Genomic DNA, 22689 nt, shown 5'->3' on the forward strand with positions numbered 1-22689 from the left:
CGGTCGCCGCAGCCCCGCCCCGGTCCGGTCAGGCTTTCATGCCGCCGTCTTCCAAGAAATGCTCCAGCCAGTGGATGTCGTAAAGGCCGTTCTGCACGTCCGGGTTGCGGACCAGCGTCCGGAACAGCGGCAGCGTCGTGTCGATGCCGTCGATCACGAACTCGTCCAGCGCCCGGCGCAGGCGCATCAGGCACTCGTTGCGGGTCCGGCCATGGACGATCAGCTTGCCGATCAGCGAATCGTAGTTCGGCGGGATCCGGTAGCCCTGGAACGCCGCCGAATCGACCCGGACGCCGAGGCCGCCCGGCGTGTGATAATGGGTGATCTCGCCCGGCGAAGGCCGGAAGGTCTCCGGGTGCTCGGCATTGATCCGACACTCGATGGCGTGGCCCTCGACCTTGATGTCCGCCTGGCTGACCGAGAGCGCCCCCCCCGAGGCGACCTGGATCTGCTCGATGACGAGGTCGATTCCGGTGATCATCTCGGTCACCGGATGCTCGACCTGGATGCGGGTGTTCATCTCGATGAAGTAGAACCGGCCGTCCTCGTACAGGAACTCGACGGTTCCGGCGCCGAGATAGCCGAGTTCCTTCATGGCGTTGGCGCAGATGCCGCCGATCTCGGCGCGCATCGATTCGTTGAGCGCCGGCGAGCCGCCTTCCTCCCACACCTTCTGGTGACGGCGCTGGAGCGAGCAGTCGCGCTCGGCGAGGTGGACGGCGCCGCCGCGCCCGTCACCCAGCACCTGCACCTCGATGTGTCGGGGCTTCTCCAGGTACTTTTCGAGATAGACCGCGTCGTCGCCGAAGGCGGCCTTGGCCTCGGACCGGGCCATGCCGATCGCCTGCTCAAGCTCGGCCTCGGTGCGCGCGACCTTCATGCCGCGGCCGCCGCCGCCGGCCGCCGCCTTGACGAGGACCGGGTAGCCGATCTCCGCTGCGACGCGCTTGGCCTCATGGGGATCCTCGACCCCGCCCTCCGAGCCCGGCACGCAGGGGATTCCGAGTTTCAGCGCCGTGCGCTTCGCCTCGATCTTGTCGCCCATGGTGCGGATGTGCTGCGCCTTGGGGCCGATGAAACCGATCTGGTGATGGGCCAGCACCTCGGCGAAGCGGGCATTCTCCGAGAGGAAGCCGTAGCCGGGATGCACGGCATCCGCTCCGGTGATCTCGCAGGCCGCGATGATCGACGGGATGTTGAGGTAGCTGTCGCGGGCGGCGGGCGGCCCGATGCAGACGCTCTCGTCGGCCAGCCGCACATGCATGGCATCCGCGTCGGCGGTGGAGTGGACCGCCACGGTGGCGATCCCGAGTTCCTTCGCCGCCCGCAGAATGCGCAGGGCGATCTCGCCGCGGTTCGCGATCAGGATCTTGTCGAACATCGGACCCGTTAGGGCGTCCTGGCGATCCCGGACCGCGCAGGATGCTCTATCCTCTTGAGTTGCGGCATCGTCCGGGACGGAGCGGTGAGCGCCCGGCGGACGTCCTAAGTGATGACGAGCAGGGCCTCGCCGAACTCGACCGGCTGACCGTCCTCGACGAAGATCGCGCTGATCGTGCCGGCGCGGGGCGCCACGATCTCGTTGAAGGTCTTCATCGCCTCGATGAGCAGAAGCTTGTCGCCGACCTCGACCTTCGAGCCCACATCCACGAAGGCCTTGGCGTCGGGCGAGGGCCGGAGATAGGCGGTCCCTACCATCGGCGAGGGCACGGTGCCGGGCTGCGCGCGGGCCGGCTCGGCCGGGGCGAGGGGGGACGGCGCCGCGGCCGCCGCCGGGGGCGGGGCCACGGCCGCGAGGGGCGCGGGCGCCGCCACCTGAACATTCACGGGTTCGAGCCGCCGCGCGACACGGATGCGCAGGTCGCCCTTCTCGACCTCGATCTCGGACAGGCCGGTCTCGGTGACGAGGTTGGCGAGCTCGCGCACGAGTTCGGGATCGATGGCGTCGTTCTTTGGCATCCGGCCTACTTCGTCTCGCGGCACGTCGGTGCGTCCATCCGGGCTCGGCCCTGGACCTCCACCGCGGCCCTGCGGCTGGCGGCTCTTAGACGAAGGCGCCCCGGCGCGACAAGGCTGCGCGGAACGCCTTCGGGGTCCGTCGGGTCGATCCGTCAGCTCAGCAGGAGGCGTGGCCGCACTGGCGCACGTCGGCGATGGTCTTGCGGATCGGCTCGACGCCGACCGCGCCGGGAATCACCTCGTCGCCGATGATGAAGGCCGGCGTGCCCGAAAGGCCCAGACGGTCGCCGAGACCGCGGTTCTCGCTGAGCGCGGCCTTCACCTCGGGGGAGGCCATGTCCTTCTGGAGCTTGGTCGTGTCGGCGCCGAGGTCCTTGGCGACCTGGATCGCCCGGGCGCCGTTCACCCGGCCCTTGGTCTCCAGGAGCTTCTGGTGGAACTCCCACAGCTTGTCGCCCTTGAGCTGCTGGCGCACCGCGATGGCCACCTGGCTCGCCTCGAGCGATTCCGGGCCGAGCACCGGGAAGTCCTTGATCACCACCCGCAGCTTCGGATCGGACTTGATCAGCGTCTGGACGTCAGCCAGCGCCTTGCGGCAGTAACCGCAATTGTAATCGAAGAACTCGACCAGCGTGACGTCGCCCGACGGGTTGCCGGCGACGACATCGTGGGGACCGTTGAGCAGCGCCTCGCGCGACTCCTTCAAGGCGGCGGCCTGGGCGAGACGCTGCGTCTCGGCCTGCTGCTTCTCAGCCTCGGCAAGGGCCTCTTGAAGCACTTCGGGATGCTTGATCAGGTAGTCCTTGACGATCGCCTCGATGCCGGCGCGCTGCGCGTCCGTGAAGGGCGCGGCGGGGGGCGTCGCGGTCTGCGCGAGGGCGGGGACGGCGACGAGGCCGAGCGCCAGGACCAGCGCGGGCAGGGGGCGGATGAAAGGCATGGATCCTCGCTTGCGCGGCAGGCCGGCCCGCGCGTGGCGCGAGCGGTAGGGGCTGGGTTAGGCGTTTTCGCGGCGTCCGGTCAAATCCTGCCCGTGCCGATCGAATCGGTCGCGGCTGCCGGTTCGGCATCCGGTTGAGGCGCGGGCCGCGAGGGTCTACCCCCGGCGCGCCGGCAGCGCGGCGCAGACGACTTTGCAGCGAGGGATGCCATGACCCCGATCTCCCGGCGGGCCGCCGCAGTCCAGCCGTTCCTCGCGATGGATGTCATGGCCGCCGCCGCCGCCAAGGCGCGGGCTGGCGTCGACGTGGTGCGGATGGAGGTGGGCCAGCCCTCCGCCCCCGCGCCCGGCCCGGTGATCGCGGCCGCGCAGGCGGCGCTCGCCACCGGCCGCATCCCCTACACGGAGGCCCTCGGCCTGCCCGCCCTGCGGGCCCGCATCGCCCGGGACTATGCCGAGCGGCACGGCGTCGCGGTGAGCCCGGAGCGGGTGGTGATCACGACCGGATCCTCGGCCGGCTTCGTCCTCGCCTTCATGAGCCTGTTCGATTCCGGCGACCGGGTCGCCGTGCCGCAGCCCGGATACCCGGCCTATCGCAGCATCCTGACGGCCCTCGACCTCGTTCCGGCGCCGATGGTGCTGCGCGCCGAGGACCGCTTCGCCCCGACCGCCGCCCTGCTCCGCGAGACCCATGCCCGCGCGCCGGTCGCCGGGGCGCTGGTGATGAGCCCGGCCAATCCCTCCGGCACGGTGATCACGGAGGCCGCCCTGCAGGATCTCTGCGCGGCGACGCGCATCCTCGACCTGCCGCTGATCTCCGACGAGATCTATCACGGCCTCAGCTACGGCCTGCCCACGGTCACGGCCCTGCGCTTCGACCCCGACGCGGTCGTCATCAACTCCTTCTCGAAATACCATTGCATGACCGGCTGGCGAGTCGGCTGGATGGTCGTGCCGGAGGCGCTGGTCCGCCCGATCGAGCGGCTGGCGCAGAACCTCTACATCTCGGCGCCCTACCTCTCGCAGGTCGGTGCGCTGGCGGCCTTCGACGCCACGGAGGAACTGGACGCCGTGCGCGACGGCTACGCCCGCAACCGCGCGATCCTGCTGGACGCGCTCCCGGCCCTCGGCCTCGGCCGCGTGCATCCCGCCGACGGCGCCTTCTACCTCTACGCCGACGTCTCGAACCTCACCGACGACGCCTCGGATTTCTGCCGGCGGATGCTGGACGAGGCCGATGTCGCGGCGACGCCGGGTCTCGATTTCGACCCGGATCTCGGCCACCACCACGTCCGGTTCTCGTTCGCGGGCTCGGAGGCCGAGTGCCGCGAAGCGGTGTCGCGGCTGAAGACCTGGCTGCGCTGAGGATCAGGCAAGTGCGGCCGGTACGAGGGCGCCCACCGCCTCGACAAGCTGCGAGAAGTGCTCGATCACCCGATCGGGCCCGAGTTCGGAAACCGGGCGATCGGTATAGCCGAAGGTGACCGCCACCACCGGGATGCCGGCGGCCTTGGCGGTGTCGATGTCGGTCCGGGAATCGCCGACCATCACGGCGCGCGCCGGATCGCCACCGGCGCGTGCGATCGTGCCGGTGAGGTGGCGCGGATCGGGCTTGGCTTGCGGGAAGGTGTCGCGGCCGCAGATCGCCGCGAAGCGGTGACCGATGCCCAGGAGGCGCAGCAGCTCCACCGATTGCCCCTCGAACTTGTTGGTGCAGACGGCCAGCGTGAATCCTGCCGCCTCGAGAGAATCGAGGGCCTCGACCACGCCGGGGAAAAGGTAGGTCGTGTCGGCAAGGTGGTCCCCGTAATGGTCGATGAAGGCATCGAACAGCCGGTCGTGGTCTTCCGGCGAGAGCGGCCGACCCTCGGCCTCGAAGCCGCGCCGGATCAGCGCCCGGGCGCCGGCACCGATCAGCCCGCGCGCCTGGGAAAGGGGCAGCTCCGACAACCCCTCGCGCGCCATCAGGACGTTGAGCGTGCCGATCAGGTCGCCTGCGGTCTCCGCGAGGGTCCCATCCAAGTCGAACACGGCGATCGGGGGCGGGGTCGTCGGTTCGGTGGGCATGCCTACGGGGCTCCGTGCTGGCCGGGATCTCGAAACGGCGTCGCTATCGGGGCCCGCGATGCGGGGCAAGCCGGCGGAGGGGACGCGGCAGATGCACCGATCGTCTCACCCAGCGCCCCAGACTCGCCTGAAAGCGCGGCGAAACGCAGTGCGTACCAGCCCCGGGATCCGCGATGAAACCGTCTCTGCCCCTTCTGGCCGCCTGCGCCGTGCTCCAAACCCTGCCGGCGGCCGCGACCTCCTTCGAGTTCGTGCCCGCGCCACAGACCGACCTGAACCGGATGTACCGGGTCGACAAGGTGACCGGAGAGGTCACCTCCTGCCAGTACGGGCTTCAGGAATCGGCGGGGGGAATCGGCCAGACGGTCTGCTTCGGGCCGGGCGAGGGCGCCGGGCCCCAGACCCCGTCGGAATACGGGCTGGTGGCGAGCCGCCACACCCGCGAAGCCGGGGTCTTCCGGGTGAATTACCGGACCGGCGAGATGAGCATCTGCTTCGTGCTGGTTAAGAAGGAGCAGGTCGTCTGCACCCAGCAGGGCAAGCCCGGGGTCGAGAGCGCGTCCGATGCGCCGCTGACCGGACCTGCGCCCGGTCGGGCCGGGGCCAGCGCCACGCCGACACAGGGTGGGCGGCCGTGACGCCGCCTTGCCGGCGCGGGCGTTCCGGTCGGCCCGGTCCCGTGCTACGGGCCGACCGAATCTCACGGAGAGACCGGCTGCCCATGACGCGCGATTCCTCGCCCAACCTCGCCGATCGGGCGGTGTCCCGGTGAGCGGGCCGGATCTGCGCCGGGCTGCGGCCGCCCGCGCCCTGGACCTCATCGAGCCGGGCATGCGGCTCGGCCTCGGGACGGGATCCACGGCGGCGGCCTTCGTGGCGCTCCTTGGCGAGCGGGTCGGCGCCGGACTCGACATCCTCGGGGTCCCGACATCCGAGGCGACCCGGGCCCAGGCGGAGAGCCTCGGCATCCGCCTCGCGACCCTCGACGAGCAGCCGGAACTCGACCTGACCATCGACGGCGCCGACGAGGTCGACGACCAGCTGCGCCTGATCAAGGGCGGCGGCGCGGCCCTGCTGCGGGAGAAGATCGTCGCCTGCGCGAGCCGCCGCATGGTGGTGATCGCCGACGCGGCCAAGCACGTGGCGCGGCTGGGCGCCTTCCCGCTTCCGATCGAGGTCAATCCCTTCGGCCTCAAGGCCACGCACCGGGCCGTCGAGGCGGCGGTCGCGGCGGCCGGCTGCTCCGGTGCGGTCCGGCTGCGCGGCCGGCCCGATGGCAAGCCCCTGGTCACCGACGGCGGCCATTACATCCTCGACGCGCATCTCGGTGCGATTCCCGATCCCGAGGCTCTCGGCGCCGCGCTGTGGGCCGTGCCGGGCGTGGTCGAGCATGGCCTGTTCCTCGGCATCGCCGACGCCGCGATCCTGGCGGCGGCGCGGGACGGGCAGGCCGAGGTCACCGTTCTCGGCCGCCTCGCCTGAGGCGCCGTCCTCAATCGCAGGTCATCCTCGCAAGAAAGTCCAGCATGTCCCGACGCCTCATCGCCGCGCCCGGCCTCGCGCTCGGCCTCGCGCTCCTGGCGCTTCCGCATCCAGCTGCAGCCCAGCCTCAAAAACCCGCGCCGACCAAGCCGACGGCGCAGCCGAATGCCCCGGCGGGCGGCACCCCGGCCGCCAATACGCCGGCGGCCTCCACCTTTTCGCCGAGCCATCTGGCACTCGCCCGCGAGGTGATGCTCAGCTCCGGCATCGCCCGTTCGTTCGACTCGGTGCTGCCCGCCTTCGCCGATCAGATCCGCAAGCAGACGGTCACCAGGCCCGAGCTTTCCAAGGATCTCGAGGAAGTCCTGGCCTCGCTGCAGCCGGAGATGGAATTGCAGAAGCAGCGCATGATCGACATCGCGGCGCGGACCTACGCGTCGAAATTCTCCGAAGCCGAGCTGAAGGAGATCGCGACCTTCTTCCGCTCGCCCGCCGGGAAGCACTATGTCGAGGCGCAGCCGCAGCTTCTCGACGAGATGGTGCAGGAGATGCAGGACTGGACGCAGGACGTCTCGGAATACGTCATGGTCCGCGTCCGCGCCGAGATGGGCAAGCGCGGGCATCAGATGCAGTGAGGGTGGCCGCCCCCGCGGGTCGATCACCGTGAGAGGTCGCCCATGAGCGCGGCCGGCCGCCTCTACGCGGCGGGCGGCGTGCTCCTCGCCGTCATGCCGCTCGCCATGGTGCTCGCCAACCGGTCGAGCCCGCTCATCTGCGGGCTGGCGGCGCTCGCCTTCCTGGCCGGGCGCTGGGCGGAGGACGCGGCCGCCCTGCGCCGCCATCTGCTGGGACCGCTCCGGACGCCGCTCGCCGGCGCAGCGCTCGCCTTCCTGGCCTGGGCCCTGATCTCGCTCGCCTGGAGCCCGTTCCCGGCCGCGTCGCTCCGGGTTCTCGGGGAGTTCCTGCCGACGCTGCTGGCCGCCTACCTGCTCACCTGTCTGGCGCCCGGCCGCATACCGGCCTTCGCGCCGCGCCTCGGCGCAATCGCGGTCGGGCTCGCAGGCCTCCTGATCGCGATCGACCTCGCCTCCGATCTTGCCCTGGAGCGTGCGCTCGGGCGCCGGGTCGCCGCCTTCGTTCACAACCGGCCGGCCTTGACCCTCGATCTCGTGGCCGGTCCGCTGGCCTTGGTGCTCTGGAAAGGCAGCGCCCGGGGCTTGGCGGCGGCGGTGCTGGGCTTCGCGGCGCTCGGCGTCCTCCGCTCGATCAGCGGCGCTGCCCAGCTCGGCCTGCTGGCGGGCGCCGCGATGGCCGCCCTGGGCCAGATGCTGCCCCTGCGGGTAGGTCTCGGCCTCGCCGGCCTCGGTCTCGGCCTCGCCGTGGCGCTCGCCCCGGTCGAGGGCGACCTTCTCGCCCGCGCCATGCCGGAGGCGGCGCACGAGCGGCTCGTCCAGTCCTCCTCCCGGGCACGAGTCGCGATCGCGCGCAGCTTCGGCGCCGCCGTGGCGGCCGATCCCTGGCGCGGCGCGGGCTTCGGCACCAGCGCGCGCTTCGCCGAGACGCCCGTCGCGGAGACGGTGCCCCCCGAGATGCGGGTCCTGCTCGGGGTCGGGCATCCGCACAACAGCTTTTTGCAGATCTGGGCCGAGCTGGGCCTGCCCGGCGCCCTCTTCGCCGCCCTGACGCTGATGCTGATGCTGGCCCGGATCGCGCGGCTGACGCAGCCGGACCGCGCCGCGGCCCTCGGTCTCGTCGCCTGCGCGGCGGCGATCGCCTTCGTCGAGCACAACGGCTGGGCGGCATGGTGGACGGCGGGGCTCGGCGCTGCCATCACCTGGATGCGTGCGGCGTCTCCTGCCGACGCGAACGAGAGATCCGAGCGGGACGGTCCGGCATGAGCGCGTTCGACGTCGACCTCTTCGTCATCGGCGGCGGGTCCGGTGGTGTCCGCGCGGCGCGGATCGCGGCCGGATACGGCGCGCGGGTGATGCTGGCCGAGGAGTACCGCGTCGGCGGCACCTGCGTGATCCGCGGCTGCGTCCCGAAGAAGCTGATGGTCTACGCCGGCCGCTTCGCCGACGAGTTCGCGGATGCCGCGGGCTTCGGCTGGACGGTGGGACAGCCCCGCTTCGACTGGGGCACCCTCAAGAGCCGGCGCGACGCGGAGGTGACCCGGCTCGAAGGCATCTACGACGCCAACCTGATCCGCGCCGGCGTCGAGATCGTGCCCGAGCGGGCGGTGATCGAGGATCCCCACACGGTCCGCCTGCTGAAGTCCGGCCGCACGGTCCGGGCGGAACGCATCCTCGTGGCGGTGGGCGCGCATCCGGTGAAAGAGCCGGCGGTGCCCGGGATCGATCTGGCGATCACCTCGAACGAGGTGTTTGAGCTGGAGAGCCTCCCGGAGCGCATCCTGGTAATCGGCGGCGGCTACATCGCGGTGGAATTCGCCGGCATCTTCGCGGCGCTCGGAAGCCGCACGACGCTGCTGCACCGGGGCGAAAGACTGCTGCGCGGCTTCGACGACGAGATCCGCGACGCCCTCGCCGAGGCCTACGGCCAACGGATGGACCTGCGGCTCGGGCGCACGCTGCGGCGCATCGCACGGCAGGACGGCGGCCTCTGCGCGGAGCTCGACGACGGCAGCGAGATCCGGGTCGATCAGGTGCTCATCGCCACCGGCCGGCGGCCCAACGTGGACGGGCTCGGCCTCGATCGCGTCGGGATCGAGACCGACGGGGTCGGAGCGATCCCGGTGGACGCCTATTCGCAGACCAAGGTCCCGTCGATCTATGCGGTGGGCGACGTGACCAACCGCGCCAACTTGACGCCGGTGGCGATCCGCGAGGGCCACGCCTTCGCCGACACGGTCTATGGCGGCAGGCCCTCCTGCGTCGATCACCGCCTGATCCCCACCGCGGTGTTCTCGACCCCCGAGATCGGTGTCGTCGGCCACAACGAGGCGGCCGCCCGGGAGATCTACGGCAAGATCGACGTCTACAAGGCGCGCTTCCGCCCGATGAAGGCGACCCTGTCCGGACGCGAGGAACGCATCCTCATGAAGGTGCTGGTCGATTGCGCCAGCGACCGGGTGGTGGGCGTCCACATCTTCGGCCACGATGCCGGGGAGGTGATCCAGGCGGTCGGTATCGCCGTGACCATGGGTGCCACGAAGGCCGATTTCGACCGGACCATCGCGGTCCATCCGACAGCCGCCGAGGAACTCGTGACCATGCGGGTTCCGGAGGTCACCAAGCATCCGGTCGGCGTCGGCTGAAACCTCCGTGCGGGCGGGGCCTCGACGCGGTGCGCGACCGAGCCATATCTGTGGCATGGGCAAGCCGAGCACAGGCAAGGGACGACGCGAGGACGACGCGCATGCGCGGCGGCAGGCGATCATCGATGGCCTGCTGGCGGACGCCCTGCGGCCGGCCTTCCATCGGCCGCCGAGCCACGATGCCCTGCCGCCCGATATCCGTCAGGCCATCGACCGCCTGCTCGCCAAGGCTGAGGCGCAGCGCAGCCGCAACCTGACCTACGACGATCTGGAGGAGGCGCTGCCACCGCGGGACGTGTCGGCGGAAGACCTGGAGGCGATCTTCTGGATCCTGGCCGAGCACGGGATCGAGGTGGAAGACGGCGAGGCCTGACGCCGAGGCGCGCCTGCCCCCGGTTTCGCGGCACTCGCAAGTGTGAAGGAACCTCTCTATAAGCCGCGCTTCGCGCGACGGCGCGATCGCACGAAGAGGTGCGCGGAGAGAGACCATGGGCGAGCGTTGGACACCGAAAAGCTGGAGACATCTGCCGATCGAGCAGGTGCCCGCCTATCCGGACGCTGCCGCCCTGGGTGCCGTGGAGTCGCAGATCGCGAGCTTTCCGCCGCTGGTCTTTGCAGGTGAGGCCCGCAAGCTGAAGGCGGCGCTGGGGCGCGTCGCCGCGGGCCAAGCCTTTCTGCTGCAGGGCGGCGACTGCGCCGAGAGCTTCGACGAGCATTCCGCCGACAACATCCGGGATTTCTTCCGGGTGTTCCTGCAGATGGCGATGGTGCTGACCTTCGCGGGCGGATCGCCCGTGGTGAAGGTCGGGCGCATCGCCGGCCAGTTCGCCAAGCCGCGCTCATCGCCCACCGAGACCCTCGAGGGCGTGAGCCTGCCGAGCTACCGGGGCGACATTATCAACGGCATCGGCTTCACCGAGGAGTTGCGGGTTCCGGATCCCCGCCGCCAGCTCGAGGCCTACCGTCAGTCGGCCGCGACCCTGAACCTGCTGCGCGCCTTCGCCACCGGCGGCTACGCCAACCTGGAGAACGCGCATCGCTGGATGCTGGGCTTCGTGAAGGATTCGCCGCAATCCTCGCGCTACCAGGATGTGGCCGGCCGCATGACCGACGCCCTCGACTTCATGCGGGCGATCGGCATCAATCCGGAGACGCATCCGGAGGTGCGGACCACCGATTTCTACACCAGCCACGAGGCGCTGCTGCTCGGCTACGAGGAGGCGCTGACCCGCGTCGATTCGACCACGGGCGACTGGTACGCAACCTCCGGCCACATGCTGTGGATCGGCGATCGGACCCGGCAGCCCGACCACGCCCACGTGGAATACGCCCGCGGCATCAAGAACCCGATCGGCCTCAAGTGCGGCCCGTCCATGAAGGCCGAAGGCCTGATCCGGCTGATCGACCTGCTCAACCCGGAGAATGAGCCGGGGCGCCTCAGCCTGATCTGCCGCTTCGGCGCCGACAAGGTCGGCGACCACCTGCCGGCGCTGATCCGGGCGGTCGAGCGGGAAGGGCGCTCGGTGGTGTGGATCTGCGATCCGATGCACGGGAACACGATCCCGGCGGGCCGCTACAAGACCCGGCCCTTCGAGCGGGTGATGCAGGAGATCGAAGGCTTCTTCGGCGTTCACCGGGCCGAGGGCACGTTCGCGGGCGGCATTCATCTGGAGATGACCGGCAAGGACGTCACCGAATGCACGGGCGGCGCCCGGGCACTGACGGCCGACGACCTTCAGGACCGCTACCACACCTACTGCGACCCGCGCCTCAACGCGGAGCAGGCCCTCGAGGTGGCGTTCCGGACCGCCGAGCTGGTCAAGGCCGAGCGCAGCCACGTGGAGCGCCCACGCCTCGACGCCGCCGAATAGGGCGGTCCCTCCGTCCACAGACCGATGGAGCGCGCGGCCTCCTCGCGGGGGCGGCGCGCGTCCGGCTCCGGCCGCCATCCTGGCAATCCGGTCCGCCGCAGTGCCGTGTGCAAAGCGGTGACGAGGCGTGCCGACGTGAACGCGCAGATGCGATCCGCCCCGAGGCTGTAGACCGGCCGATCACAGGCCTCGAAGATCTCCCCGGCGAGCACATCGGGCACATCGCGCTCCAGGATCCTGCGAACCTGGGGGCGCTCATCCATCGCAGGCCCGCAGAACCGCAACGCGCCGCACGCCTCGGCCTTTTCCGCGATTGCGGGTGACCTCGGCGTTCTTGATGCGCTTCTCACAGCTCGTCCCGTCGCTCGGCGCGAGGGTGAGGCCGATGGTGAGCCCGACGCGGATTGCAGGGGGCTGTTCCCGGCCGATCAGCGTTGCGCCGATCGGAGCGGCTCCATCGACTGCGGCGGTTTCACGGGTTCGACCGACTGGCCGTCGCGCAAGTCCGGAGCCGGGCTGTAGATGATGCGGCTGTCCGCGGAGAGACCGGAATCCAGCTCCAGCGTGCGCCCAAGATCGCGCCGCACGCGGATCGTCCGCCATGTCACCCGGTCATCGTCGCCCAGGGTCGCGACCTGCAGGCCGTTGCTGTTGAACACCGTCGCCTCGGCGGGGATCGTTACGCCGGGCTCGGTCCGGGGGATCTTGAGGGTGACGTAGGCATAGAGCCCGGCGCGCAGGGTCCGGTCGGGATTGGGCACGTCCACCTGGGTGGTCAACGTACGCGACGCCGCGTTCAGCGCAACGGAGCTGCGCTCCACGAAACCATCGAAGCGGCGGCCCGGCATCTGCGGGACGGTGATCAATGCCTGGACACCGGGCTTGACGCCGATGGCGTCGTTCTGCGGGACGTTGACGGTGATACGCAGGGTGCTGTCCTGATCCATGCTCAGGAGCGGCGTCCCGCCGTTATCGGCCCGGACAAGATCCCCGACATCGACATTGCGCACCGTTACGACGCCATCGAACGGGGCTACGACGCGCTCGAACGCAGTGAGCGCCTTCAGGCGGTCGACGACGGCCTCCTGCACCTTGATGTTGGCTGTGGCGACCTTCACGCCGGCCTCTGCGGCGGCGAGCGCCGCGGCCTGACTGAGCACACCGGCCTGGGTGTTGTCGGCGTTCTGCCGCGACGCCCAACCTTGCACCGCGAGCGTGGAGGTGCGGTTATTGGTGAGGTTGGCGAGGTTGACGTTGGCGCGCGCCTGCTCGACCTGCGCCTGCGCCTGGAGCAACTGCGCCCTCAACTGGCCGACCTGCGCCTCGGCCTGCGCGCGTTGCTGATCGAGATCCGGTGCGGCGATGCGGAGGAGCAGCTCGCCCGCCTTCACGCGCGATCCGATATCGACCCGGCGTTCGGCGATGTAGCCGGTGGCGCGGGCGGCGATCGCCGCCGTGGTGAAGGCCTGCATCTCGCCGGGAAGCACGAGATCGACGGGACCCTCCGCCCGCACGGCCGTGACGGTCCGCACCTGGGGCACGAGGGTCTTGATCCGCTCCAGCGTCGCGGTCGCCTCGGCGTCGCGCTGCCAATGGCCGTAGGCGCCCCAGGCCAGGAGACCCATTGCGGCAAGCCCTACGAGAAAGAACGGGACCTTGCCGGGCGGCGGTGGAACGTCCGCACCCGCGTCGTGCGCCTTCATCGATCGGCTCTCCGCCCCGAACGTCCGGTTGGGTCACTCTGAAGCTAGCGGGCGACGGCCGGGCCGGCCAGAGCGGTCACGGGCCGCATCCTCGCAGATGCGTGGGCCTAACGCGGGGGTCCGGTCACCAGCGGGCGTCGGCCGAGGCGCTTGTGGAGGTGGACCATCAGCGCGATTCCGAAGAGCGGCGTCAGCAAGTTGAGGATCGGAACGACCATCAGGGCCGCCAGCAGACAACCGGCACCGAGTGTCCGGACCGAGAAAGCGCGGCGCATCTCGGCGGCCTCCGCAAGGGGCCGGAACCGGGCCGCCGCCATCTCGAAATACTCGCGGGAGAGCAGATAGGCATTGGCCGCGAAGAAGGCCGCGATTCCGATCACCGGCACGAAGAAGATCACCAGCGCCGCGAGATTGACCAGAAGCGTCAGGCCGGCGAAGCGCACCGCATAGAGCATGGCGGTTCCGAACGGCATGGGGCGTCCGGGCGGGTCATTCGGGAAATCGGTGCGCTCGACGATCTCGGCGGCATCGTCGAGGAAGAAGCCCGCCACCAGGATCGAGACCGCCGGCATCAGGTAGGCGAGGACCACGACGAGACCGACCCCCGCCAGATAGTAGGCGAGGTTGTCGAGGATCGGGTACTGGGTGGAGATGTGGTGGCTCGCCTGGAACGCCTGGATGAGCCGGGTCAGGCCGAGCCAGACCAGGAGCAGGAGCCCGACCGTCAGGCCGAGGGATTTCCACAGGATCGCCCGCAGCGGTGGCGAGAAGGTCTGGCGCAACGCCGCCGCGGCGGACTCGACGAGCATCGGGCGAAGTGTTCCGGCCCGCGCCGAAAGCGGCGCAGGCGCGTTGTGGAGCGGTGTGGCGACCGGTGCAAGGCCGGGAGCCGTCGCAGGGGCGAGAGGGTGCGGGGAGAACGCGTGCAGGATACCACCGGACAGGACACGACCGGACAGGACACGACCGGACAGGGCACCACCGGACAGGGCACCACCGGACAGGGCACCACCGGACAGGTCGCGATGCCACAGGCTGCGGAGTCCCGATGGATCGACCCGGCGTTCCGCCCCGCCTACAGGCCGCGCCTCGCGCCGCTTCCCGCAGTGGCAGACGTGCTGGTGATCGGTGCGGGTGCCGCGGGGATCGGCGCGGCCCGGACTCTTGCCGCACGGGGTGTTTCGGTGGCCGTGCTGGAGGCACGGGACCGCGTCGGTGGCCGAGCCCTGACGGTCGCCCTGCGCGGCCATGCCCTCGATCTCGGAGCCCATTGGCTGCATGCCGGGCCGATCAACCCCCTGGTGACGCTCGGTCGGACGCGCGGCGAGCGGCTGCGCCGTGCGCCGCAGGAGAGCCACGTCTGGGTCGGGCGTCGGCCCGGCCGCGCCGCCGAGATCCGGGCCAACGGGCGTGCCTTCGACCGGGCCGACCGGGCCATGACCCGCGGCGCCGCGCAGCACGGTCCCGACCGGCCGGCAGGCAGCGCGCTGCCGCCGGGGCTCGGGCCCTGGGGGGCGCGGGTGGCGCAGGTCCATGGCCTCGTGTCGGGCCGGCCGCTGAACGAGGTCTCGCTTCAGGACTTCCCCAGCCTCGAATACGGCGACAACTACTTCCTCGCCGACGGCTACGGCAGCTACCTCGCCCGCTTGGCGGACGGGTTGCCAGTGGCGCTCGCGACAGCGGTGACGCGGATCGACTGGTCGGGCGGCCGGGTCCGCGCGACCACCGCGGCCGGAGCCGAGCACGCCGCGCGCGCCGTGATCGTGACCGTACCGATGATGGTGTTGCGTGAGGGGCCGGTCTTCTCGCCGCCGCTGCCGAATGCGGCCCGCGTCGCCATCGACGGGTTCACCACCGGTATCTACGAGCACGCGGTGCTGCACTGGCCGTCGAGCCCGTTCCGCGGCCGCGACCGGCTCGCGGCGATCCATGGCGGGCGTCACGCGCCGCCGGGGCTTCTGACCCGCATCGACGGAACGCCGTTCCACTATTACGAACTCGACCTGCACGAGGCAGCGGCAATCGACGCCGCTGGCTCCGGCGCAGACGGCGTGCGCCGCCATGTCCGCGCGGTCCTGGCCGAGCATTTCGGCGGCGCACGGCTGCGCGACCTCACGATCCCGGCGGTGAGCGCGTGGCGCCACGACCGATGGTCGCGCGGATCGTGGGCGGTAGTCCCGCCGGGCCATGCGCCGGCGCGACAGGCCCTGCGCGGCGCGGTGGCCGATACGGTCTGGTTCGCCGGCGAGGCGCTGTCCCGGGAACAGTGGGGCACCGTCGGCGGCGCCTACGAGGAGGGCGTTCGGGCCGCCGAGGCCGTGGCCGCGGTCGTCACGGACGGGGCCGGGACGCGTATCCGTGCAGGCACAGGCTGAGATCCCCGCTGCGCGGAAAGCCCCGAAAAGCTTGCCGGAGCGGGGCAAGACAGGCATCCCCCGGCTGACACGCTTCAGGGGGCGGCCATGGATTGGGTCGAGGGCATCGGCTATCTCGGGACGGCGCTGACCATTTCGGCGACGGCCATGAGCACGATGATTCCGTTGCGGATCATCTCGCTCTGCGCAAGCTGTGCCGTGATCACCTACGGCATCCTGATCGGCAGCATGCCGGTGGTGCTCACCGAGCTGATCCAGATGCCCTTCAACGCCTATCGGCTCTGGCAGATGATGCGCCTCGTCCGCGACGTGGAGACGGCCGCCGACGGCGACCTGTCCCTCGAATGGCTGCGGCCCTTCGGCTCGCGGCGCCCGTTCGGTGTCGGCGAGGTGGTGTTCCGCAAGGGGGATCTCGCCGACGAGATGTACTACATCGAGAGCGGCGTGTTCCGGATCCCGGAAGTCGGCCTCGAGGTGCGCAAGGGCGGGATCGTCGGCGAGCTGGGTCTGCTGTCACCCGGCAATGCCCGAACCGCGTCGTTGGTCTGCGTCGAGGCGGGTCACGCGCTGTGCGTGTCCTATTCGGACGTGAAGCAACTCTACTACCAGAACCCTGAATTCGGGTTCTACTTCCTGAAGCTGACAAGCGAACGCCTGTTCCAGGGCGTTCAGGGCATGGCCAAGCCCCAGGCGGTGACCGGCGACGCCCTCTGATCGCGGCAAGACCGCCCGTGAGGCCCCTCTGCGCTTCCGGACCGGCCGTCCACGCCGCGCGATCGAACCATCCCGTTCGCCGGCTCCGCGCCTTGCCCCAGGGAAACACGGCCGGCCATCTGCCGCATCGAGAGCGGCGTCTTCCGGGTGCCGGAAGTCGGTTTCGCGGCGGGCGTGGGCGGTGTCGTGGGCGAATTGGACCTTCCGTCGCCGGGGCACGCGCGGACCGCCTCGCGGTCTGCGCCGAGCCGGGCAGGGCGCTGTGCGTCACCCATTCCGATCTGAAGGACCTCTCCGATCAGAGCCCGTAATGCGGGTTCGCTTTCCTCGCGCCGACCTCGGAGCGCCTGTTCCAAAGCGTCGAGGCCGCCAGAAAGCCGCTGGCGGCCTGAGGCCCTTCGAAGGCGCAGCGCTGCTCAGAGCATGCTGGGCAGGATGCGGTCCGGCGGCCTGTGGCCGTCCATGAAGGTCTTGATGTTGATGATGACCTTCTCGCCCATGTCGGTGCGGCTCTCATAGGTTGCCGAACCCATATGCGGCAGGAGCACGACCTTCCCCTGGCGCGCGAGCTTGACGAGCCGGGGGCTGACTGCGGGCTCCTGCTCGAACACGTCGAGGCCGGCCGCCGAAACCTCGCCGCCCTCGATCAGGCGCGCCAGGGCGTTCTCGTCGATCACCTCGCCGCGGGCGGTGTTGACCACGATGGCCTCGGGCTTGAGCAGCTTCAGGCGCCGCGCCGAGAGCAGATGGTAGGTGGCCGGCGTGTGCGGGCAATTCACCGACACGATGTCGACGCGCGCCAGCATCTGGTCGAGGGATTCCCAGTACGTGGCGTCGAGGGCGCTCTCGATGGCGGCGGGCACCCGGCGGCGGTTGTGGTAATGGACCTGCAAGCCGAAGGCGCGGGCGCGCTTGGCCAGGGCCTGGCCGATCCGGCCCATGCCGACGATCCCCAGCCGCTTGCCGGTGATCCGCCGGCCGAGCATCCAGGTCGGCGACCAGCCCGTGGTCCATTCGTCATCCGGGATGATCCGCGCCCCCTCGGTCACCCGGCGGGCCACCGCAAGGATCAGCGCCATCGTCATATCGGCGGTGTCCTCGGTCAGCACGCCGGGCGTGTTGGTGACCGTGATGCCGCGCTCCAGCGCCGCCGCCACGTCGATGTGATCGACGCCGTTGCCGAAATTGGCGATGAGCCGCAGGTTCGGTCCGGCCTGGGCAATCAGGCCGGAATCGATCTCGTCCGTGACAGTGGGGACGAGGACATCGGCCTCGCGCAAAGCGGCCGCCAGGTCGTCCGCCGCCAGCGGAGCGTCGTCGGCATTGAGCCGGACGTCGAACAGCTCACGCATCCGCGTCTCGACGGCATCCGGAAGGCGCCGCGTCACGACCACCAGCGGCTTGCGCTTCGACACGTCTCTCTCCCCGTCAGCCCCGCGGCCCTGATTGCGGCTCGCGCCCGGCGGCTTCCGCCCGGACCACTTCCCGCAAGCGTCCGTTAACCGAACTCGGCCAGACAGGATCGGTCACGAGGCGCCGGTTCCGGAGCCAGTTCCGACCCATCGGCCTCTCTACCAGAGGTGGGCCGGAACACAATCGGATGCGGCCCGGTCCGCGTGTCGAACCGGCCCTGCTTTCGACAGGTCCGGCGCCCACCAACGCCACGTCTGGATAGGGAGACGACCATGCGCGTGTCACGCCTCAGCTTCGCCGTCGTGGCGATGCTGGCCGGCGGCCTCGCGACCGGTGCCCGGGCGGCGCCGCCCGCAGGCCCCGAGGCTGGGGTCGGACCGGTGACCAAGCTGCCGCTGCCGCGCTACGCGAGCCTGAAGACCGATCGCGTCAACCTCCGCGAGGGCCCCTCCAAGGATCACCGCACCCTTTGGGTCTTCCAGCGGGCCGGCCTGCCGGTCGAGATCATCGGCGAGTTCGAGACCTGGCGCCGGATCCGCGATTCGGAGGGGACCGAAGGCTGGGTGCTGCACTCCCTGCTGTCCGGCCGCCGGACCGCCATCGTGAATGCCGGCCCCGACAAAGGCGTCGAGAAGGCTGCCGTATCGCTGCGCGCGAAGGCCGACGACGGCGCCGAGGACGAGGCCAAGCTTCAGACCGGTGTGATCGGCAGCGTCAAGAGCTGCACCGGCACGTGGTGCCGCCTGATCGTCGCCCTGCCGAACAAGCGGGACGTGGATGGCTATATCCGCCAGAATCGCCTGTGGGGCGTCTATCCGAACGAGGTCGTGGAGTAGCGTCCGGCGCGATCATCGCCGTCGGGCGATGCCGGCCGGGAAGGACGCTCCCATCCCGGGACCGCGCAGCAGACGGTATCCGATTTCCGCATCGAAGGCCGCACCCCGACCGGAATGGCCGGCGCTCCGGTGTCGCGCGACCGAGCGCAAACGCAAAGGCCCGGACGAATCCGGGCCTTTGCGACGATCCTGATGGTTCCTCGAGCCGTGCCGCGGCGTCAGCCCTGACGGCGGCCCGCCGGCCGGCTGCGGCGCAGGCGTACGATCACCTCGACCCCGGCGATCTCCATCCCCTCGGGGGCCTCGGGCAGCGAATCGACCGTGATGCCGCAATCCGGCATGTCGATGACCTGGCTCTCGTCTTCCAGGTAGAAGTGGTGGTGCTCGGTCGGGTTCGTGTCGAAATAGGCCTTCGACCCGTCGAGCGCGAGCTGGCGCAGCAGCCCCGCCTCGGTGAACTGATGGAGGGTATTGTACACCGTCGCCAGCGACACCGGCACCTTGGCGCGCATCGCTTCGTCGTAGAGCATCTCGGCCGTGAGATGGCGGTCGCCGCGGCCGAACAGAAGCCAGCCGAGGGAGAGACGCTGCCGCGTCGGCCGCAGGCCAGCCCGACGCAGGCGGTCGCGGAGGTCGGACAGCGGGCACCCGCGCCGCGGAGTCCCGTTGGCCTCCAACTGGGGGGCGGGGACCCGGCCGTTGAAGACGGCCTGGAATGGCACCGGTTCGGACATCGCTGGACTGAACGCTCGACGAGGGGCCTGAAGGAACGGATGTCGCCCGAGTATATTGAAGTGGTCAGGCTGTCGCAACCCGAGCGTTGCCGCATGCCTGCGGCCGCAGGCTTTGAAGGCGCGACGCCCCGTGCTAACCCGCGCGCCAGCCGACGGGCCGAGTATAGTCGCCCGCGACGCGAAGATCGCGCACATCCGAGGAAACAGCCAACCCAATGCCGCCAGACGCCGAGACACAAGCGCAGGACGCGAACCGCCGGTCGCACTATTCTTACGAGGATCTTCTGGCCTGCGGGCGCGGCGAACTCTTCGGATCCGGGAACGCGCAATTGCCGCTTCCGCCGATGCTGATGTTCGACCGCATCACGTCCATCGCGGCCGACGGTGGCGCCCATGGGAAGGGCCACGTGACCGCCGAACTCGACATTCGGCCGGACCTCTGGTTCTTCCCCTGCCACTTTCAGGGCGATCCGGTGATGCCGGGCTGCCTCGGGCTCGATGCGCTCTGGCAGATGCTGGGCTTCCATCTCGGCTGGCTCGGCTCGCCGGGTCGTGGCCGCGCCCTCGGCGTCGGCGAGGTGAAGCTCGCCGGCCAGGTCCTGCCGACGATGAAGAAGGTGGTCTACAATGTCGACGTGAAGCGCGTCCGTCAGGGCAAGCTCGTCCTCGGCATCGGCGACGGCTGGCTCGAAGCAGACGGCGAGCGCGTCTATCAGGTTCAGGACATGCGGGTCGGCCTGTTCCAGAGCTGAATCGCGTCGGCCGGGCGTCCGGTTCGCGGCTCGGCCGCAACGCCGGACGATCTCGGTGGTTGAGATTGTGTCCGCGTCACCTTAGCTGACCGGTACGTGGCCCGGGCGACCGAGGCCGCGACGGAGGTAGTGTCACCATCATGCGCCGTGTCGTCATCACCGGGATGGGCATCGTCTCGTCCATCGGCAACAACACGCAGGAGGTGCTCGCCTCCCTGCGCGAAGCCCGCTCGGGCATCGCGCGCGACGCCAGCTACGCCGAGCACGGCTTCCGAAGCCAAGTCTCGGGGGCGCCGACCCTCGACCCCGAAGGCGTGGTGGACCGGCGCGCCATGCGCTTCCACGGCGGCGGCACCGCCTGGAACCACGTCGCCATGGATCAGGCGATCCGGGACGCGGGTCTGGAACAGGGCGACATATCGAACGAGCGCACCGGCATCATCATGGGTTCGGGCGGTCCGTCGACTCGGGTGATCGTCGAGGCCGCCGCCATCGCCCGGGAGAAGGGCCCGAAGCGCATCGGCCCGTTCGCGGTGCCGAAGGCGATGTCGTCCACCGCCTCGGCGACCCTGGCGACGTGGTTCAAGATCCGCGGCGTGAATTACTCGATCTCCTCCGCCTGCGCGACGTCGAATCACTGCATCGGCAACGCCGCAGAGATCATCCAGGGCGGGCGGCAGGACATCATCTTCGCGGGTGGGTGCGAAGACCTCGACTGGACCCTCTCGGTGCTCTTCGACGCCATGGGCGCCATGTCGTCCAAGTACAATGACACGCCGTCCCGGGCCTCCCGCGCCTACGATGCCAACCGCGACGGCTTCGTCATCGCCGGCGGCGCGGGCGTTCTGGTCCTCGAGGAGCTGGAGCACGCCAAGGCGCGGGGCGCCCGGATCTACGGCGAGGTGGCCGGCTACGGCGCTACGTCGGACGGGCACGACATGGTGGCGCCGTCGGGCGAAGGGGCCGTCCGCTGCATGCGACAGGCCATGGAAGGCCTGAAGGGCGCGCGGATCGACTACATCAACCCGCACGCCACCTCGACGCCGGTCGGCGACGACAAGGAGATCGAGGCGATCCGCGAGGTCTTCGGCCGGGGCGACGCATGCCCGCCGATCGCCGCCACGAAGTCGCTCACCGGTCACTCGCTCGGCGCCACCGGCGTGCAGGAGGCGATCTACAGCCTGCTCATGATGAACAACGGCTTCATCTGCGAGAGCGCGCATATCGACGAACTCGATCCCGCCTTCGCCGACATGCCGATCCTGCGGGCGCGTCGGGACGACGCGCAGCTCGGGCACGTGCTGACGAATTCCTTCGGCTTCGGCGGCACCAACGCGACCCTGGTCCTGAAGCACGTCGACGCCTGATTACTGAAGGGAACCGCCGGCTTGAGGTCGGCGTTTACTGGATGTTGAGATCTGGTGGTGGCAATGGGGACTTTCATCTTCGGAACGCTGAGCGGACTGGTCATCGCCGGTTGCGCCGCGATCTACGCGAAGCAGGCCCTCATCGACGAGGCGCAGTCGCATACGGACGGCCATTTCTGAGTTCGGCCGCCCTGCCAGGAACGCCCCGCCAACAGGCGGGGCTTTTTTTTGCCTGCCGTCCGACCGCCGACCGGTTTGGAACGCACGGCGAGCCGCGCTAAGGCACCCTTTGGCGGTTCGCTTGCGCGGATCGCGGACCGTCCCCGCCTGGTAGGGGCGGCGTGCTTGGTCAGGATGTGAGTCGGCATGACGGGATTGATGGCAGGCAAGCGCGGCCTGATCATGGGCGTCGCGAACGATCACTCGATCGCCTGGGGTATCGCCAAGGCGCTGCACGCCCAGGGCGCGCGCCTGGCTTTCACCTACCAGGGCGAGGCTTTGGGACGCCGCGTGGCGCCGCTCGCCGCCAAACTCGATTCGGATCTCGTCCTCCCCTGCGACGTCGAGGACCTCGCCTCCGTGGATGCGACCTTCGAGGCCCTCGATGCGCGATTCGATGGCGGCATCGACTTCGTGGTCCACGCCATCGGCTTCTCCGACAAGGCGCAGCTCAAGGGCCGCTACGTCGACGTGACAACCCGCGAGAATTTCGTGCGGACGATGACGATCTCGTGCTTCTCGTTCACTGAGATCGCGCAGCGCGCGGCCAAGCGGATGACGCAGGGCGGGTCCCTGCTGACCCTGACTTACGGCGGGGCGACCCGGGTCATGCCGAACTACAACGTGATGGGCGTGGCCAAGGCGGCGCTGGAGGCGTCCGTCCGCTACCTCGCGAGCGATCTCGGTCCGGACGGGATCCGCGTCAACGCGCTCTCCGCCGGCCCGATGCGGACGCTGGCGGGCGCCGGGATCGCCGACGCGCGGCTGATGTTCAATCACCAGCGGGCCCATGCGCCGCTGCGGCGCACGGTCAGCCTGGAGGATGTCGGCGGCTCAGCCCTCTACCTGCTGTCGCCGCTCTCGGGCGGTGTCACCGGCGAGGTCCATTTCGTGGATGCCGGCTACAACATCATCTCGATGCCGCGCCCGGACGTGCTTCAGGCCCAGGATGCGGCCGGAGTCGTCGGCGACGCCTGAGC

The 22689-nt window shown here is 70.1% G+C and carries 22 protein-coding genes; 14 read left to right on the plus strand and 8 right to left on the minus strand.

Translation table 11 applies throughout. The features are described from left to right. Positions 1-28: 28 nt before the first annotated feature. The 3 genes from accC to BM396_RS12970 form a co-directional block, all read right to left on the minus strand. Positions 29-1381, minus strand: coding sequence for an acetyl-CoA carboxylase biotin carboxylase subunit (accC, locus tag BM396_RS12960; protein WP_043380714.1), 1353 nt, complete (start codon positions 1379-1381; stop codon positions 29-31). Positions 1382-1485: 104 nt separating this feature from the next. Beyond that, positions 1486-1959, minus strand: a complete 474-nt coding sequence (gene accB / locus BM396_RS12965) for an acetyl-CoA carboxylase biotin carboxyl carrier protein (protein WP_043345938.1) — start codon at positions 1957-1959, stop codon at positions 1486-1488. A 157-nt stretch (positions 1960-2116) separates the two neighbouring features. Continuing rightward, positions 2117-2899: a DsbA family protein gene (locus BM396_RS12970; protein WP_043345940.1), complete on the minus strand. Its 783-nt coding sequence runs from the start codon at positions 2897-2899 to the stop codon at positions 2117-2119. A gap of 210 nt (positions 2900-3109) precedes the next feature. Here BM396_RS12970 and BM396_RS12975 point away from each other — a divergent pair, with 210 nt between their 5' ends. Beyond that, positions 3110-4264: a pyridoxal phosphate-dependent aminotransferase gene (locus BM396_RS12975; protein ID WP_043380711.1), complete on the plus strand. Its 1155-nt coding sequence runs from the start codon at positions 3110-3112 to the stop codon at positions 4262-4264. Positions 4265-4267: 3 nt separating this feature from the next. Here BM396_RS12975 and BM396_RS12980 read toward each other — a convergent pair whose 3' ends face one another. Then, the gene (locus BM396_RS12980) at positions 4268-4966 is read right to left on the minus strand and encodes a phosphoglycolate phosphatase (protein ID WP_043345943.1); all 699 of its coding nucleotides are present in this window, start codon (positions 4964-4966) and stop codon (positions 4268-4270) included. Positions 4967-5139: 173 nt separating this feature from the next. On the opposite strand from BM396_RS12980, the gene BM396_RS12985 reads away from it, so the two are divergent. The 7 genes from BM396_RS12985 (at position 5140) to BM396_RS13015 (ending at position 11596) form a co-directional block, all read left to right on the plus strand. Then, positions 5140-5604 (plus strand): hypothetical protein, encoded by a 465-nt coding sequence (locus BM396_RS12985; RefSeq protein ID WP_043380709.1) that lies wholly within the window; start codon positions 5140-5142, stop codon positions 5602-5604. A gap of 130 nt (positions 5605-5734) precedes the next feature. Continuing rightward, positions 5735-6448, plus strand: a complete 714-nt coding sequence (gene rpiA, locus BM396_RS12990; RefSeq protein ID WP_043380706.1) for a ribose-5-phosphate isomerase RpiA — start codon at positions 5735-5737, stop codon at positions 6446-6448. A 44-nt stretch (positions 6449-6492) separates the two neighbouring features. Then, positions 6493-7083 carry a DUF2059 domain-containing protein gene (locus BM396_RS12995; protein ID WP_043380704.1) on the plus strand — a complete coding sequence of 197 codons (591 nt, stop codon included), beginning with the start codon at positions 6493-6495 and terminating at the stop codon, positions 7081-7083. A gap of 42 nt (positions 7084-7125) precedes the next feature. After that, positions 7126-8346 carry an O-antigen ligase family protein gene (locus BM396_RS13000; RefSeq protein WP_081948587.1) on the plus strand — a complete coding sequence of 407 codons (1221 nt, stop codon included), beginning with the start codon at positions 7126-7128 and terminating at the stop codon, positions 8344-8346. Continuing rightward, positions 8343-9725: a glutathione-disulfide reductase gene (gene gor, locus BM396_RS13005; protein WP_043380702.1), complete on the plus strand. Its 1383-nt coding sequence runs from the start codon at positions 8343-8345 to the stop codon at positions 9723-9725. The genes BM396_RS13000 and gor overlap by 4 nt, the downstream gene beginning before the upstream one ends. A gap of 55 nt (positions 9726-9780) precedes the next feature. Further along, positions 9781-10098, plus strand: a complete 318-nt coding sequence (locus tag BM396_RS13010) for an RNA polymerase sigma factor region1.1 domain-containing protein (RefSeq protein ID WP_043380700.1) — start codon at positions 9781-9783, stop codon at positions 10096-10098. 115 nt (positions 10099-10213) lie between these two features. After that, on the plus strand, positions 10214-11596 hold the full coding sequence (locus BM396_RS13015) for a class II 3-deoxy-7-phosphoheptulonate synthase (RefSeq protein ID WP_043380697.1): 1383 nt from the start codon (positions 10214-10216) through the stop codon (positions 11594-11596). A 428-nt stretch (positions 11597-12024) separates the two neighbouring features. Here BM396_RS13015 and BM396_RS13020 read toward each other — a convergent pair whose 3' ends face one another. Further along, positions 12025-13299: an efflux RND transporter periplasmic adaptor subunit gene (locus BM396_RS13020; protein WP_043380695.1), complete on the minus strand. Its 1275-nt coding sequence runs from the start codon at positions 13297-13299 to the stop codon at positions 12025-12027. Between the two features lie 107 nt (positions 13300-13406). After that, the gene (locus BM396_RS13025) at positions 13407-14108 is read right to left on the minus strand and encodes a sulfate transporter family protein (protein ID WP_043380691.1); all 702 of its coding nucleotides are present in this window, start codon (positions 14106-14108) and stop codon (positions 13407-13409) included. A 216-nt stretch (positions 14109-14324) separates the two neighbouring features. Between BM396_RS13025 and BM396_RS13030 the strand changes: the two genes are divergently transcribed. Further along, positions 14325-15674, plus strand: coding sequence for a flavin monoamine oxidase family protein (locus BM396_RS13030; RefSeq protein ID WP_051975974.1), 1350 nt, complete (start codon positions 14325-14327; stop codon positions 15672-15674). 87 nt (positions 15675-15761) lie between these two features. Beyond that, positions 15762-16388: a Crp/Fnr family transcriptional regulator gene (locus tag BM396_RS13035; RefSeq protein WP_043380688.1), complete on the plus strand. Its 627-nt coding sequence runs from the start codon at positions 15762-15764 to the stop codon at positions 16386-16388. Positions 16389-16804: 416 nt separating this feature from the next. Here BM396_RS13035 and BM396_RS13040 read toward each other — a convergent pair whose 3' ends face one another. Next, entirely contained in the window at positions 16805-17803 is a 999-nt protein-coding gene (locus tag BM396_RS13040; protein ID WP_043380685.1) for a 2-hydroxyacid dehydrogenase, read from the minus strand. A 270-nt stretch (positions 17804-18073) separates the two neighbouring features. Between BM396_RS13040 and BM396_RS13045 the strand changes: the two genes are divergently transcribed. Beyond that, the gene (locus BM396_RS13045) at positions 18074-18637 is read left to right on the plus strand and encodes an SH3 domain-containing protein (RefSeq protein ID WP_043355011.1); all 564 of its coding nucleotides are present in this window, start codon (positions 18074-18076) and stop codon (positions 18635-18637) included. A 218-nt stretch (positions 18638-18855) separates the two neighbouring features. On the opposite strand, the gene irr is transcribed toward BM396_RS13045, so the two are convergent. Further along, the gene (gene irr / locus BM396_RS13050; RefSeq protein ID WP_012319639.1) at positions 18856-19371 is read right to left on the minus strand and encodes a Fur family transcriptional regulator Irr; all 516 of its coding nucleotides are present in this window, start codon (positions 19369-19371) and stop codon (positions 18856-18858) included. A 215-nt stretch (positions 19372-19586) separates the two neighbouring features. On the opposite strand from irr, the gene fabA reads away from it, so the two are divergent. The 3 genes from fabA (at position 19587) to fabI (ending at position 22687) form a co-directional block, all read left to right on the plus strand. Continuing rightward, positions 19587-20123: a 3-hydroxyacyl-[acyl-carrier-protein] dehydratase FabA gene (gene fabA, locus BM396_RS13055; RefSeq protein WP_043380682.1), complete on the plus strand. Its 537-nt coding sequence runs from the start codon at positions 19587-19589 to the stop codon at positions 20121-20123. A gap of 140 nt (positions 20124-20263) precedes the next feature. Next, positions 20264-21490 carry a beta-ketoacyl-ACP synthase I gene (gene fabB, locus BM396_RS13060; RefSeq protein ID WP_043380680.1) on the plus strand — a complete coding sequence of 409 codons (1227 nt, stop codon included), beginning with the start codon at positions 20264-20266 and terminating at the stop codon, positions 21488-21490. 366 nt (positions 21491-21856) lie between these two features. Further along, positions 21857-22687 carry an enoyl-ACP reductase FabI gene (gene fabI, locus BM396_RS13065; RefSeq protein WP_043380677.1) on the plus strand — a complete coding sequence of 277 codons (831 nt, stop codon included), beginning with the start codon at positions 21857-21859 and terminating at the stop codon, positions 22685-22687. The last annotated feature ends 2 nt before the right edge of the window (positions 22688-22689 follow it).

It is taken from the genome of Methylobacterium sp. UNCCL125, assembly GCF_900116795.1.
Classification (GTDB): Bacteria; Pseudomonadota; Alphaproteobacteria; order Rhizobiales; family Beijerinckiaceae; genus Methylobacterium; species Methylobacterium fujisawaense.